Source organism: Caulobacter sp. GW821-FHT12D05 (genome assembly GCF_058807295.1).
Genome location: NZ_JBXAQO010000004.1, coordinates 765,701 through 779,912, shown reverse-complemented (window position 1 = coordinate 779,912; position 14,212 = coordinate 765,701). Strand labels below are relative to the sequence as shown.

At 68.6% G+C, this 14,212-nt stretch carries 10 protein-coding genes; 9 read left to right on the top strand and 1 reads right to left on the bottom strand.

Going from position 1 to position 14,212, the window contains the following annotated elements; genetic code table 11:
* Nucleotides 1-125: 125 nt before the first annotated feature.
* The 7 genes from mutS (at nt 126) to AC1RRR_RS21845 (ending at nt 11,379) form a co-directional block, all read left to right on the top strand.
* The gene (gene mutS, locus AC1RRR_RS21875; protein ID WP_492816036.1) at nt 126-2,837 is read left to right on the top strand and encodes a DNA mismatch repair protein MutS; all 2,712 of its coding nucleotides are present in this window, start codon (nt 126-128) and stop codon (nt 2,835-2,837) included.
* A gap of 20 nt (nt 2,838-2,857) precedes the next feature.
* Nucleotides 2,858-5,680, top strand: a complete 2,823-nt coding sequence (locus AC1RRR_RS21870) for a [protein-PII] uridylyltransferase (protein WP_492816034.1) — start codon at nt 2,858-2,860, stop codon at nt 5,678-5,680.
* A 65-nt stretch (nt 5,681-5,745) separates the two neighbouring features.
* Entirely contained in the window at nt 5,746-5,916 is a 171-nt protein-coding gene (locus AC1RRR_RS21865; RefSeq protein WP_454758188.1) for a hypothetical protein, read from the top strand.
* A 106-nt stretch (nt 5,917-6,022) separates the two neighbouring features.
* The gene (locus AC1RRR_RS21860; protein WP_492816032.1) at nt 6,023-7,972 is read left to right on the top strand and encodes a DNA/RNA non-specific endonuclease; all 1,950 of its coding nucleotides are present in this window, start codon (nt 6,023-6,025) and stop codon (nt 7,970-7,972) included.
* A gap of 45 nt (nt 7,973-8,017) precedes the next feature.
* On the top strand, nt 8,018-9,652 hold the full coding sequence (gene murJ, locus AC1RRR_RS21855; RefSeq protein ID WP_492816030.1) for a murein biosynthesis integral membrane protein MurJ: 1,635 nt from the start codon (nt 8,018-8,020) through the stop codon (nt 9,650-9,652).
* Between the two features lie 160 nt (nt 9,653-9,812).
* Nucleotides 9,813-10,859 carry a tryptophan--tRNA ligase gene (trpS, locus tag AC1RRR_RS21850; RefSeq protein WP_492816028.1) on the top strand — a complete coding sequence of 349 codons (1,047 nt, stop codon included), beginning with the start codon at nt 9,813-9,815 and terminating at the stop codon, nt 10,857-10,859.
* A gap of 31 nt (nt 10,860-10,890) precedes the next feature.
* Complete coding sequence (locus AC1RRR_RS21845) at nt 10,891-11,379, top strand: universal stress protein (RefSeq protein ID WP_492816026.1); 489 nt, start codon at nt 10,891-10,893, stop codon at nt 11,377-11,379.
* Nucleotides 11,380-11,543: 164 nt separating this feature from the next.
* On the opposite strand, the gene AC1RRR_RS21840 is transcribed toward AC1RRR_RS21845, so the two are convergent.
* Nucleotides 11,544-12,812, bottom strand: a complete 1,269-nt coding sequence (locus AC1RRR_RS21840) for a cytochrome P450 (protein ID WP_492816024.1) — start codon at nt 12,810-12,812, stop codon at nt 11,544-11,546.
* Between the two features lie 144 nt (nt 12,813-12,956).
* On the opposite strand from AC1RRR_RS21840, the gene AC1RRR_RS21835 reads away from it, so the two are divergent.
* On the top strand, nt 12,957-13,535 hold the full coding sequence (locus AC1RRR_RS21835; protein WP_492816022.1) for a NifU family protein: 579 nt from the start codon (nt 12,957-12,959) through the stop codon (nt 13,533-13,535).
* A gap of 74 nt (nt 13,536-13,609) precedes the next feature.
* Nucleotides 13,610-14,197, top strand: a complete 588-nt coding sequence (locus tag AC1RRR_RS21830) for a malonic semialdehyde reductase (RefSeq protein WP_492816020.1) — start codon at nt 13,610-13,612, stop codon at nt 14,195-14,197.
* The last annotated feature ends 15 nt before the right edge of the window (nt 14,198-14,212 follow it).

Sequence of the window (14,212 nt, the reverse complement as noted above, 5' to 3'; positions counted from 1 at the left end):
TAGCTCAACCGCACGTCGATATCTCGTCAAGGGCGTTCAAAAACCGCCGGACCTGCCTTCCATCCCCTGAAAACCTTAACGCCGCCCCTTAACGGGAGTCGCGACGCTCTGTAGTTTCGGGCGTCATGAACGCGCACACGACGCCCACGCCTGCAGCCCAGCTCGACCCCACCGGCGCGACGCCGGTGATGCAGCAGTTCTTCGAGATGAAGGCGCGGCAGCCCGATGCGTTGATCTTCTTCCGCATGGGCGACTTCTACGAGCTGTTCTTCGAGGACGCGTACAAGGCCGCCGCCGCGCTGGGCATCAGCCAGACGTTCCGGGGCACGCATGCGGGCCAGCCGATCCCGATGGCGGGCGTGCCGCAGCACGCGGCCGAGGCCTATCTCTCCAAGCTGATCCGCATGGGCTTCAAGGTCGCCGTCTGCGAACAGATGGAAGACCCCGCCGAGGCCAAGAAGCGCGGCTCCAAGTCCGTTGTCCGCCGCGACATCGTCCGCGTGGTGACGCCGGGCACCCTGACCGAGGACGGCCTGCTGGACGCCCGCGGCGCCAACCGTCTGGCTGCCGTCGCCGTGCGCGCCGGTCAGGCCGCCGTGGCCTCTGTCGAGCTGTCGACCGGCGAGGTCGAGGTGTTCGCCCTGGCCAAGGAGGCCGTCGCGCCGATCCTGGCGGCCCTGGCCCCGTCCGAGACCCTGGTCGCCGACCGGCTGCTGTCGGATGAGAGCCTCTCCCAGACCCTGAAGATCTGCGGCGGCCTGGTGCAGCCGATGCCCTCGGCTCTGTCGGAGCCGCAGGCCTCGGAAGCCCGCGTGAAGCGCCTGTACGGCGTCGACACCCTGGATGGCTTCGGCGGACTGACCCCGGCCGAGATCGGGGCCCTGGGCCTGATCGCCGCCCACCTGGAAATGACCCAGGCCGGCAAGCTGCCGGCCCTGCGTGCGCCGCGTCGCGCCGCCGATGCGGATGTGATGGCCATCGACCCGGCCACGCGCGGCAGCCTGGAGATCGACCGCACCCAGACCGGCGACCGCAACGGCTCGCTGCTGGCCTGTATCGACCGCACGGTCACCGCCGGTGGCGCGCGCATGCTGGCCTCGCGCCTGGCCCGGCCGCTGCTGGACGTCGCCGCCATCGACCAGCGCCTGGACGCGGTCGAGTGGTTCGTCGAGCACCGCCAGCTGCGCCAGCGCCTGCGGGAAGTGCTGAAAGGCGCCGGCGATATGGCTCGCGCCCTGTCGCGCCTGGCCCTGGGCCGAGGCGGTCCGCGCGACCTTGGCACGCTGCGCGACACCCTGAAGGTCGGCGAGCGCCTGGCCGGCATGGCGGGCGGTTCGCCCGACCCGCTGTCGCCGCCGCCGTTCGAGCTGGAGCACGCTTTCAAGGCCCTGACCCCGTCGCTGCACGAGGGTCTGTCGCAGTATCTGAACATCCTGGAGCAGGGCCTGGGCTCCGACCTGCCGGCCCTGGCCCGCGACGGCGGCTTCGTCGCCGCCGGCATCCGGCCCGAGCTGGACCAGGCGCGCGGCCTGCGCGACGACAGCCGCAAGGTCATCGTCGCCCTGGAAGCCCAGCTGACGGTCGAGAGCGGCGTGCCGCTGAAGATCCGCCACAACGGCGTGCTCGGCTATTTCGTCGAGGCCACGGCCGGCAAGGCCGACCCGCTGTTCCAGCCGCCGCTGAACGCCACCTTCATCCACCGCCAGACCCTGGCCAACCAGGTGCGCTTCACCACGGTGGAGCTGGCAGACCTGGACGCCCGCATCGCCCAGGCCGCTGAGCGCGCTTTGGCCATGGAGGTCGCCGCCTTCGAGGACTGGCGCGAGCAGGCCCGCCTGCTGGCCGACGCCATCCAGATCGCCGCCGAGGCCCTGGCCCGCCTGGACGTCGCCTCTGCCCTGGCCGAATGGGCCGAGGACGCCGACGCCGTGCGGCCGATCGTCGACAAGTCCTACGCCTTCGACGCCAAGGGCGCCCGCCACCCGGTGGTGGAAGCGGCGGTGAAGAAGGCCGGCGACCCCTACACGCCCAACGACTGTTGCCTGGACGCCTCGGGCGAGACCGGCGCGCGCCTGTCGATCGTCACCGGCCCGAACATGGCCGGTAAGTCGACCTTCCTGCGCCAGAACGCCCTGCTGGCCATCCTGGCCCAGTCGGGTTGCTATGTGCCCGCCGCCAGTTTCCGCCTGGGCGTCGTTGACCGCCTGTTCAGCCGTGTCGGCGCTGGCGATGACCTGGCCCGTGGCCGCTCGACCTTCATGATGGAGATGGTCGAGACCGCCGCCATCCTGACCCAGGCTGGCCCGCGCTCGCTGGTCATCCTGGACGAGATCGGCCGGGGCACGGCCACCTATGACGGTCTGGCCATCGCCTGGGCCTGCGCCGAGGCCCTGCACGACACCAACAAGAGCCGCGCCCTGTTCGCCACGCACTATCACGAGCTGGCGACCCTGGAAGAGCGGATGAGCTTCGTCTCCAACCTGTCGCTGCGGGCCAAGGAGTGGAACGGGGACCTGGTCTTCCTGCATGAGGCCGCGCCCGGTCCGGCCGACCGCTCGTACGGTGTGCAGGTGGCCAAGCTGGCCGGCGTGCCTGGTCCGGTGGTCGTCCGCGCTCGCGAGGTGCTGGATCGCCTGGAGAGCAAGGACCAGTCGCCGGCCAAGTTGGACGACCTGCCGCTGTTCGCCGTCAGCCAGGCCGCGGCCGTCGCTCAGGTGCCTGCCAAAGCGGCGCCGAGTGTCGTCGAGGACACCTTGTCGGATCTGGACGTTGACGGCATGAGCCCGCGCGAGGCCCTGGAGGCGCTCTATCGTCTTAAGGGTCTGCTGAAGACCTAGCTGGTACCCATATAATCAACATGCCCCGTCGCCTTCGCCCCACCCGCCTGGAACACGTCGTCGACGGACACGCCCTGCGGGCCCGACTGTCGGCCGCCGCCCTGGATTCCATCGGCAACGAGGCCGAGCAGCGCTCGCGGGCCATCGAGATCCTCAAGCAGGCGCTGTTTCGCGGTCGGATGATCGCCAAGGAGCGGCTGGAGAACGGGGCCGCCGGCGTCGAGACCGCCCGGCTGCTGTCGGGGGTCACCGACGAGGTGATCACCGCCCTCTACGACTTCACGACGGTGCACGTGTTCCGGGCCCGCAACCCGACCGAGGGCGAGCGCCTGTGTCTGCTGGCCGTCGGCGGCTATGGCCGGCGGACCCTGGCGCCGTTCAGCGACATCGATCTGCTGTTCCTGCGCCCCTACAAGCAGACGCCGCACGCCGAGAGCGTGATCGAGTACATGCTGTATGCGCTGTGGGATCTGGGCTTCAAGGTCGGCCACGCCTCGCGGACGATCGAGGAGTGCGTGCGTCTCTCGAAGGAAGACTTCACGATCCGCACCTCGATCCTGGAGGCCCGCCGCCTGACCGGCGACGAGCGCCTGGCCGAGGATCTGAAGAAGCGCTTCCGCGACGACGTCATGAAGGGCACCGGCGCCCAGTTCGTCGCCGCCAAGCTGAAGGAGCGCGACGACCGCCAGGCCCGCGCCGGCGCCAGCCGCTACATGGTCGAGCCCAACGTCAAGGAAGGGAAGGGCGGCCTGCGCGATCTCCACACCCTGATGTGGATCGCCGAATATCTGCACCCCGTCGACAAGCCCGAAGACGTCTTCAAGATGGATGTCTTCTCAGGCCGTGAGACCAAGGCCTTCATCCGCGCCTTCGACTTCCTGCATGCGGTGCGCGCCCACCTGCACTTCACGACGGGCCGGCCCGAAGAGCGCCTGACCTTCGACCTGCAGCCCGAGATCGCCCGCCGCATGGGCTACGGCGACCGGGGCGACGCGCCGGCGGTCGAGCGCTTCATGCGTCGCTACTTCCTGATCGCCAAGGAGGTCGGGGCCCTGACCCGCGCCTTCTCGGCCAAGCTGGAAGCCGAGCATTTCAAGAACGAGCCCAAGGGCATCTCGCGGTTCCTGCCGGGCGGCCGGCCCAAGCGCAAGGCGCTGGAGGTCGAGGGGTTCTTCGAGGACAACGGCCGCCTGAACATCGAAGGCCAGGAGGTCTTCGAGGCCGATCCGGTCAATCTGATCCGCCTGTTCAAGATCGCCGACGAGCGGGATCTGGACCTGCACCCGGACGCCTTCACGGCGGTGACCCGCAGCCTGTCGCTGATCACCTCGCGCGTGCGCCGCGATCCCGACGCCTGCCGGACGTTCATGGACCTGCTGGCGCGCGGCAAGCGCAGCTATCGCACCCTGACCTTAATGAACGACGCCGGGGTCCTGGGCCGCTTCGTGCCGGAGTTCGGCCGGGTCGTGGCCCAGATGCAGTTCAACATGTACCACTCGTACACGGTGGACGAGCACACCCTGCGAGCCGTGGGCGTCATCGGCGACATGGCGGCCGGGCGCCTGGTCGACGACCACCCGCTGGCGGTGTCGATCATGCCGCTGATCGAGGACCGCGAGGCCCTGTTCCTGGCCATGCTGCTGCACGACACCGGCAAGGGCGGGGTTGGCGGCCAGGAGAAGGCTGGGGCCCGCTCGGCCCGCAGCGCCTGCGAGCGGCTGGGCGTCGAGCGTGTGAAGGTCGAGCTGGTCGCCTGGCTGGTCGAGAACCATCTCGTCATGAGCGACTTCGCCCAGAAGCGCGACGTCTCCGATCCCGGCACCGTCGCGGCCTTCGCGCGCATCGTCGAGAACCCCGAGCGCCTACGCCTGCTGCTGGTCATCACCGTCGCCGACATCCGCGCCGTGGGGCCGGGCGTCTGGAACGGCTGGAAGGGCCAGCTGCTGCGCGAGCTCTACAACGCCACCGAGGCGGTGTTCCGGGGCGGGCGCGGCAGCGACGCCGCCGCCAACGTCCAGCGCCACCAGGAGATCGCCGCCGAGACCGCGCGCGCCGCCTTGCTTGAGACCGACCCGGCCGCCATGGGCTGGGCGACGGCGATGGAGAACGCCTACTTCTCGGCCTTCAGCCACGAGGACCTCTTCGAGCACGCCTCGCTGGCCCGCCGCGCGGCCATCCAGGGCGGGGCCGCCGCCGAGGGGCGGGTGCGCTCGGGCCAGAACGCCGCCGAGATCGTGGTGGCGGCCAAGGACCGTCGCGGCCTGTTCGCCGACCTGGCGCTGGCCATCTCGTCCCTGGGCGGCAACGTGGTCGGGGCGAGGGTGTTCACCTCCCGCCAGGGCCAGGCCCTGGACGTTTTCTATGTGCAGGACGTGACCGGCGCGCCATTCGGCTGCGAGAACCCGCGCGCCCTGCGCCGGCTGGCCGACGCTCTGGAAGCCGCCGGCCGGGGCGAGGCGCTGTCGGTGGAGCCGCGTCGCGGCGCCGAGCAGTCGCGGGCCGCGGCCTTCGCCATCGCGCCGGCCGTGGTGGTCGACAACGAGGCCTCCAACGACGCCACCGTGGTCGAGGCCTCGGGCCGCGACCGTCCGGGCCTGCTGCACGCCCTGGCCAAGACCCTGGCCGAGAGCGGCCTCTCGATCCAGTCGGCCCATATCGACGGCTACGGCGAGCGGGCGGTCGACGCCTTCTACGTCCAGACGGCCGAGGGCGGGAAGGTCACCGAGACCCGCAAGGTCAACGCCCTGAAGGCCGACCTGCTGGCCGCCCTGGAACAGAACGAAGCCACGGCCCCGGCCGCGCGTGCGGGCCTGCGCAAAGCCAGGGCAAGCGTGGCGCGCTAGGGCCTTCGCGAGATCGTCACGGGCGGGCGCTTAAGCTTGTCCGGTCACAAGCCTGAGGAAACGACATGAAGCCGCCGATCAAGCGCCTGGCCGACCTCAAGCCGGCGGCCGCGCCCGCAGGCGCCTATGCGCGGCCAACCCCGAAGGTGGCGCGACGCAAGACCGCCAAGGTGCTGACCGACGAGGAACGCGCGGCGTTCCTGGCGTCCCGGCCGGACCTCGCGCCGAAATCCTGACCGCGCCCTTAATGGTTGTGTTTTTGCCGGGTTAACGCCAGGATCGTCACAGGCGTGTCGTGCAGACCGTTCAAGGTCTGTCCGACCACAAGCTCGGGGGAGCGCCGTGACGGACACCGATCGCGATAAGGGACCTCGCCGCGACATCGTCGCCACCGAGTCCGCGGCCCTGTCAGAGGCGGTCGCCAAGGCCGTCGACAAGACCCCATTCTACGTTCCGGCGGCCCAGCGCGCGGAGCGGGCGTCGGCGGCCCGGTCCGATCGGCGGTTCCTGGCGCGCAAGACGCTGATCGAGTCGAGCGCGGCCGATCCCAACGGCTTCGAGCGGATCATCGGCGCCAGCGACCTGCTGTCGATCAACTTCCTGGATCGAGGCCGGCGCGCGGCTGGGGCCGTCTGCCGGATCAAGGTGCCCGCCGACGGCGGCGCCTGGTACGGCACCGGCTTTCTGGTCGGCCCGCGCCTGCTGCTGACCAACCACCACGTGCTGGGCAGCCCCGACGAGGCCAGCCAGGCCGACGCGCAATTCGCCTATGAGCACGACCTGGACGGGGCCTTGCAGGACCCGGTGCAGTTCAACCTGGCGCCGCATGAGGTGTTCTACACCAACGCCGAACTGGACTTCACCTTCGTCGCCGTGACGCCGCTGTCGGACAACAACGTGCCTTTGACGCGCTTTGGCCGGCTGCCGCTGCTGCCGATCTCGGGCAAGGCCGTCGAGGGCGAATGGGTGTCGATCATCCAGCATCCCGGCGGCGAGCCCAAGCAGATCGCGATCCATGCCAGTCAGATCCTGGACCTGGATCCAGCCGCTGCGGCCGGCATCGACCTGAACGCGTTCATCCACTACTCGACCGACACCGAACCGGGCGCGTCCGGCGCGCCGGTCATGAACGACCAGTGGCAGGTCCTGGCCTTGCACCACAAGGCGGTGCCCGATCCGGAAAGCCTGAGTGTTCCGGGCGCCGCGCCGGTCTTCATCGCCAACGAGGGCGTGCGCGTCAGCGCGATCTTCAACCACCTGGAAGCCAACCGTTTCCAGACGCCCCAGGCCGGGGTCGTGCTGAACCGCCTGGAAGGCACGCTGGGCCTGTCGCCGATGTCCAAGGGCGAGGGCGAAAGCGCCGCCCTGCTCGAGGCCGACCGGTCGCCTCTGCCGGTCACGCGCTGGGCCAATGCGGGCGGCTACGATCGCGACTTCCTCAGCGTGCGCGTCGACCTGGACCAGGTCATCGCGCCGATGCGGGCCCTGGGCCACGTGGCGCCGCTGTTGGATGGCGGCGAGATCCTGAAATACAGCCACTATTCGGCGGTGATCCATAAGGATCGGAAGTTCCCGCTGCTGACCGCCGTCAATGTCGACGGGGCGCGGCTGGTCCATCCGGGCGAGCGCAAGAACACCTGGCGGCGCGACGCGCGGATCGCCGACGAATATCAGCCGGCCGGCAATTTCTACGAGAAGAACAAGGGCACCGATCCGGTCCAGTTCAGCCGCGGCCACCAGGTCAGGCTGCTCGATCCCTGTTGGGGCGCCGACAAGGCCGAGGCGGCGGCCAATGCCGAGGAGACGTTCCACTACACCAACGCCGCGCCCCAGGTGCAGGGCTACAACGACGTCGACTGGGGCAATCTCGAGGATTACCTGCTCAACAAGGCCCAACTGACCGAGCAGCGGCTGACCATCTTCACCGGTCCGATCTATCGCGACGAAGACCCCTGGTACGGCCATGGGCGAGAGGGCGGACCCTGGCGCATCCCGCTGTCGTTCTGGAAGATCGCGGTGCTGCAGAAGACCCCCACCGTGGCCAAGGCGGCGGCCTTCATCGTCGGTCAGACCCAGTACGTGCAGGCCCTATACGAGGCCAAGGTGTTCTCGGGCCTCAAGCCCTACACCCTGGACGAGATGCGCAGCCGCCATATCCAGACCACGGTGGCGGCGATCCAGGCTGAGACCGGGCTGGACTTCTCGGTCCTGCGCGCCATCGACGCCCAGGGATCGCTGGAATCGACGCGGCAGACGCGCTGGATCCGCGACGTCGACGAGATCGCGATCTAACGGGCGGCTCTTGACGCCTCCTCGGCGCCGTCACAGAAGCCGTTGGTGACCGACACCGCGCCCCCCGCCGCCGCCCCTGAAGCTCCAGCGCCCAAAAAGGGCGGAGGTCTTCTCAAGTCGTCGGCGATCTATTCGGGTCTGACCCTGGTCAGCCGGTTCATGGGCTTCGCGCGGGATCTGGCGGTCTCGTACCGGATGGGGGCCAGCGCCACCCCGGCCGCCGACGCCTACAACGCCGCCTTGGCGTTCCCGAACCTGTTCCGCCGGTTCTTCGCCGAGGGCGCCTTCGCGGCGGCCTTCGTGCCGGCCTACGCCAAGTCGCTGCAGCGCGACGGCGAGGAGAAGGCCGACATCCTGGCGGCCGACGCCATGGCGACCCTGGCGGCCTCGACCATCATCATCACCGTGATCTGCCAGCTGGCCATGCCGTGGCTGATGATGCTGATCAGCCCGGGCTTTGGCTGGGGCACCGAGAAGTACAAGCTGGCGGTGCTGCTGACCCAGATCACCATGCCCTACCTGCCGTGCATGGCCATCGTCGCGCACCTGTCGGGCGTGCTGAACGCCCGCGACCGCTTCATCCTGTCGGCCGGCGCGCCGATCCTGCTGAACATCAGCACCTTGATCTTCATCCTGCCCCAGACCAGCGCCGTCGGCGCGGCGACCTGGGGTTCGATCGGCGTGGTGGTGGCTGGTGTCGCCCAGGCCGCTCTGCTGACCTGGGGCGTCAACAAGTCCGGGGCCAAGGTCCACTGGCGGCTGCCGCGCCTGACGCCGGAAGTGCGCGAGCTGATCGGCAAGGCCATCCCCGGCGCCCTGGCGGCCAGCGCCACCCAGGTCAACATCTTCATCTCCGGCAACCTGGCCAGCCACGTCCCCGGCGGCCGCACCTGGCTGGCCACGGCCGACCGTCTCTACCAGTTGCCGCTAGGTTTGGTTGGTGTCGCCATCGGCGTCGCCCTGCTGCCGCGCCTGTCGCGCGCCGTGCACTCGGGCGACCGTGACGACGCCCAGAGCGCCATGGACCAGGGCGTTACGCTGGCCATGGCCCTGACCCTGCCGGCCGCCGCGGCCTTGGTCGCCATGCCCGGCTTCCTGTCGGACGGCCTCTACACCCGCGGCCAGTTCACCGCCTTCGACGCCAGCCAGACGGCGGCGGCGCTGTTCTTCTACGGCCTGGGCACCCCGGCCTTCGTGCTGCAGCAGCTGTATTCGCGGGCCTTCTTCGCGCGCGGCGACACCAAGAGCCCGATGCGGTTCGCCTTGATCTCGGTGGCCGTGAACATCGCGTTCGGCGTGGTCCTGTTCCAGCTGGTCGGGGTCAAGGGCATCGCGGCCGCCACGGCGATCGCCTCATGGATCAATGTCGGCCAGATGGCCTTCGGCCTGTCGCAAAAGAAGGATTACAGCCCGACCGGCCAGACCTGGTCGCGCCTGGTCCGCATTCTGCTGGCCAGCTTAGGCATGGGCCTCCTGATGGCTGCCGCCTCGCATTATCGCGACCTGATCGAGGCGCCGCTGCGCGGCATCGGCCTGACCGGCCACGCGATCGGCGCCAAGGAGTTCGCCCTGGCCCTGACCTGCCTGGCCGGCGTTCTGGTCTATCCGCCGCTGCTGTTCCTGTTTGGCGGGGTCAAGCCCTCCGAGCTGAAGGCGGCCCTGCGACGGGGCAAGGCTTGATCCGTGGCGGCGGGGAGGCTAACCAGCGGGGCATGGCTCCGATCGGTCTCTTCTCGCCGCGATGGCGTGGTTCCAACTGACCCTGATCCCCGCGTCTCGACGCGGCCTGCGCACCCGCGCCTAGCCAATCCCTTCGAATACGACAGCCAAGGCTGAACCCATGACCGACCAAACCCCCGTCGCCTATACGGGCCCCGCCCGCGTGCTCTCGGGCGTCCAGCCCTCGGGCGCCCTGCACCTGGGCAACTATCTCGGCGCGCTGGTGAAGTTCACCCGCCTGCAGCACGAGATCGACACCTTCATCTTCGTGGCCGACCTGCACGCCATCACCGTGTGGCAGGATCCGGCGCTGCTGGCCCAGCAGACCCGCGAGATCGCCGCCGCCTACATCGCCTCGGGCCTGGACCCGGACAAGGCGACGATCTTCCCGCAATCGGCCGTGCGTGAGCACGCCGAACTGGCCTGGATCTTCCAGTGCGTCGCCCGCCTCGGCTGGCTGGACCGCATGACCCAGTTCAAGGAGAAGAGCGGCAAGCACAAGGAGCGCAGCTCGGTAGGTCTCTACACCTACCCGGTGCTGCAGGCGGCCGACATCCTGGTCTACAAGGCCACCCACGTGCCGGTCGGCGAGGACCAGAAGCAGCACCTGGAGCTGACCCGCGACATCGCCGGCAAGTTCAACCACGACTTCGGCATCCCCGGCGGCGTCCCGGCCTTCTTCCCGCAGCCCGATCCGCTGATCCAGGGTCCGGGCGCGCGCGTCATGTCCCTGCGTGACGGTTCGGCCAAGATGAGCAAGTCCGACCCGTCGGACTATTCGCGCATCAACCTGACCGACACGGCCGACGACATCGCCGCCAAGGTCAAGAAGGCCCGCACCGACCCGGAACCGCTGCCGGAAACCCTGGAAGAGTTGGCCACCCGCGCCGAGGCCGACAACCTAGTCGGCATCTTCGCGGCCCTGGCCGGCAAGACCAAGGCCGACGTGCTGGCCGAATATGCCGGCAAGGGCTTTGGGACCTTCAAGCCGGCCCTGGCCGAGCTGGCGGTCGAGAGCCTGGCTCCGGTCGGCGAGCGCATGCGCGGCCTGCTGGGCGATCCGGCGGTGCTGGACGCCATCCTGGCCAAGGGCGCGGAGAAGGCTCGCGAAGCCGCCGCCCCGACCCTGGCCGAGGTCAAGAAGCTGGTCGGCTTCTGGGGGGCTTGAGGTCCGTGCTGAAGCGGCGTCTTGTCACCGCATGACCGACGCCGCTTCTAGTCGCCGCAAGTTCCTGGTCGTCGCCGACGACACGCCGGAGTTCGCCGCGGCGCTGAAATACGCCTGCCGCCGCGCCCGCTCGACCGGCGGTCACGTCGCGCTGCTCAAGGTGATCTCGCCCGCCGAGTTCGAGCACTGGAGCGGGGTTCGAGAAGAGATCGAGCGTCAGGAACGCGAGGAGGCCGAGGTCCTGCTCCAGAGCCTGGCCGCCCAGGTCGTGGCCGAGACCGGCCTGCCGCCCGAATTCATCATCAAGCACGCCGACAGCGTCCGCACCGCCCTGAAGGCGGTGGTCGCCGCCGATCCCAGCATCAAGATCCTGATCCTGGCGACCTCGACGGCCGGCCGTGGGCCGGGGCCGCTGATCGCCGCCATCGCCAAGGACGGCGTCGGCTTCGGCGGCCGCAAGCTGCCCGTCACCGTGGTGCCGGGCGACCTGACGGACGAAGAGATCGATGCTTTGGCGTAAGTTTCCTTCTCCCCTTGCGGGAGAAGGTGGCGCGCAGCGCCGGATGAGGGGTCGCACAAACGAAAACCGCCGCGACGGCGGTCAGGCTGTCGCGGCGGTTTCTGTCTTCAACCCCTCACCCGACCGCCTGCGGCGGCCACCCTCTCCCGCAAGGGGAGAGGGGATCAGTTGCGTTCGGGAATTCTGACCATCATCCGCTCGTAGCCCTTCACGAAGGTCGAGTAGACGCGCTTGGGCTCTTCCAGGACCTCGATCTTGGGGAAGCGTTTCAGCACCTCTTCCCAGACGATCTTCAGCTGCATCTCGGCCAGGCGGTTGCCGACGCAGCGGTGGATGCCGAAGCCGAACGACAGGTGGCGGCGGGCTTGCGGGCGGTCGATGATGAAGGCGTCAGCGTTCTCGATCACCGTGTCGTCGCGGTTGCCCGAGACGTACCACATCACGACCTTGTCGCCCTTCTTGATGGTCTTGCCGGCCAGCTCGAAGTCCTCCAGCGCCGTGCGGCGCATGTGGGCCAGCGGGGTCTGCCAGCGGATGATCTCCGAGACCATGTTGGGGATCAGGCTGGGATCGGCGCGCAGCTTGGCTTCTTCAGCCGGGTTCTGGCTCAGGGCGTAGAGGCCGCCGGTGATCGAGTTGCGGGTGGTGTCGTTGCCGCCGACGATCAGCAGGATGACATTGCCCAGATATTCGAAGGGCGGCATGTCGCGGGTGGCCTCGCCATGCGCCAGCATCGAAATCAGATCGCTGCCGGGCTCGGTCTGGTTGACCCGCTCGTTCCACAGGTTGGTGAAGTAGCCCAGGCATTCCAGCAGCTCGGCGCGGCGGGCGTCCTCGCTCTCGACGATGCCGCTCTCGGGCGAGGCGGTGGCGACGTCCGACCAGCGGGTCAGCTTGCGGCGCTCTTCCCAGGGGAAGTCGAACAGGGTGGCCAGCATCTGGGTGGTCAGCTCGATCGAGACGCGGTCGACCCAGTCGAACGGCTCGTTGATCGGCAGGGCGTCCAGGATCTGGCCGGCCCGTTCGCGGATCACGCCTTCCAGCTTGGCCAGGTTCGGCGGCGAGACGATCGGGCTGACCGTCTTGCGCTGGATGTCGTGCTTGGGCTGATCCATGGCGATGAACATCGGCAGGACGAAGTCCTCGTCGAAGTCGCGGATGGTGATGCCGCCCAGGTGGGCGTCCGACGAAAAGACCTGGTGGGTCGTGTCGACGGTCATGATGTCGTTGTAGCGGGTGATCGACCAGTAGGGCCCGATCTCCTCGTCGCCCTTCGAATAGTGGACCGGGTCTTCTTTCCGCATCCGCTCGAAATAGGGCCACATGGCGTCGGCCTGGAACAGGGCCGGGTCGGCGATGTGATAGTCCTCGAGAGGGATCGAATAGGCCCGCGCGCGGGCGGCCTCTTTCAGGTCGATAGAACCGTCGCTCATCTTGGATCCTCCCGCGGATCGATGTTTTGCGAGCATACCGCCAGAAAATGACGCCTGTGTCACTTTCAAAATGCGCCAATCTGTCTTCTTGTGAAGGAGGCGGTCGCCCTTGCGTCACGAGGCCGCGAGGTCCATTTCAGGGCCATGTTCATTCAGACCGAAACCACCCCGAACCCCGAGGTCCTGAAGTTCCTGCCCGGCCGCGAAGTGCTGGGCGAGGGCGCACGGGAGTTCCGCACGCCGGAAGAGGGCGAGGCCTCGCCGTTGGCCAAGGCCCTGTTCGACCTGGGCGACGTGACGCGGGTATTCTTCGGTCCCGATTTCCTGACCGTGACCAAGGGCGAGGACGCCCAGTGGCCGCACCTGAAGGCGCCGATCCTGGCGGCCATCATGGACCACTTCACCAGTGGCCGACCGGTGTTGCTGGAGACTGCGGGCGCTGAAGGCGGCCACGACGACGACGGCGTCTATGACGAGGAAGCCTCGCAGATCGTCGCCGAGATCAAGGAACTGCTCGACACCCGCATCCGTCCGGCCGTGGCCCAGGACGGCGGCGACATCGTCTTCTCGCGGTTCGAGCCGCAGACGGGCGTCGTCTGGCTGCACATGCGCGGCGCCTGCTCGGGCTGCCCGTCCTCGTCGGCGACCCTGAAGTCGGGCGTCGAGAACATGCTCAAGCACTATGTGCCGGAAGTGACCCGCGTGGAGCAGACGCTGGGCTAGGCCTTCTTGCGCGATGCGACGGAAGTCCTTATTGTAACTATTGTAGTTGCAAATAGCTTCCTCAAGGATCGCTCATGGCCAAGCTCGAAGACGCCACGCTCGCCCAGCTGTTTACCGAAGCCCGGACCCGCAATGGCTGGGATCCGACCCCGCTGCCGGAAAGCGTCCTGCGCGAGCTCTATGAGCTGACCAAGTTCGGCCCCACCGCGGCCAACTCGACCCCGGCGCGGTTCTATTTCCTGGCCTCGCAAGAGGCCAAGGAACGCCTGGCCAAGCACGCGTCGGGCTCGAACGCGCCGAAGATCCTGCAGGCTCCGGTGACCGTGATCATCGGTTACGATCTCGACTTCCCCGAGACCCTGCCGAAGCTGTTCCCGCACGCCCCGGGCGCCAAGGACTGGTTCAATGACCTGACCGCCCGTGAGTGGGGCGCGCTGCGCAACAGCTCGCTTCAGGGCGGCTATTTCATCCTGGCCGCGCGGGCCCTGGGCCTGGACGTCGGCGCGATGTCGGGCTTCGACAACGCCGCCGTGGACGCCGAGTTCTTCGCGGGCACCAACATCAAGAGCAACTTCATCGCCTCGATCGGCCACGGCACGGACGAGGGCCTGTTCCCGCGCAACCCGCGCCTGGACTTCGACGAAGCCGCCAAGATCCTCTGACCCCGTGACGGCGGA

Coding starts and splice junctions, on each gene's coding strand:
- AC1RRR_RS21845 (WP_492816026.1), top strand. CDS start 10,891: ATGACCGACGCCGCTTCTAGTCGCCGCAAGTTCCTGGTCGTCGCCGAC.
- AC1RRR_RS21830 (WP_492816020.1), top strand. CDS start 13,610: ATGGCCAAGCTCGAAGACGCCACGCTCGCCCAGCTGTTTACCGAAGCC.
- mutS (WP_492816036.1), top strand. CDS start 126: ATGAACGCGCACACGACGCCCACGCCTGCAGCCCAGCTCGACCCCACC.
- trpS (WP_492816028.1), top strand. CDS start 9,813: ATGACCGACCAAACCCCCGTCGCCTATACGGGCCCCGCCCGCGTGCTC.
- AC1RRR_RS21865 (WP_454758188.1), top strand. CDS start 5,746: ATGAAGCCGCCGATCAAGCGCCTGGCCGACCTCAAGCCGGCGGCCGCG.
- AC1RRR_RS21840 (WP_492816024.1), bottom strand. CDS start 12,812: ATGAGCGACGGTTCTATCGACCTGAAAGAGGCCGCCCGCGCGCGGGCC.
- AC1RRR_RS21835 (WP_492816022.1), top strand. CDS start 12,957: ATGTTCATTCAGACCGAAACCACCCCGAACCCCGAGGTCCTGAAGTTC.
- AC1RRR_RS21870 (WP_492816034.1), top strand. CDS start 2,858: ATGCCCCGTCGCCTTCGCCCCACCCGCCTGGAACACGTCGTCGACGGA.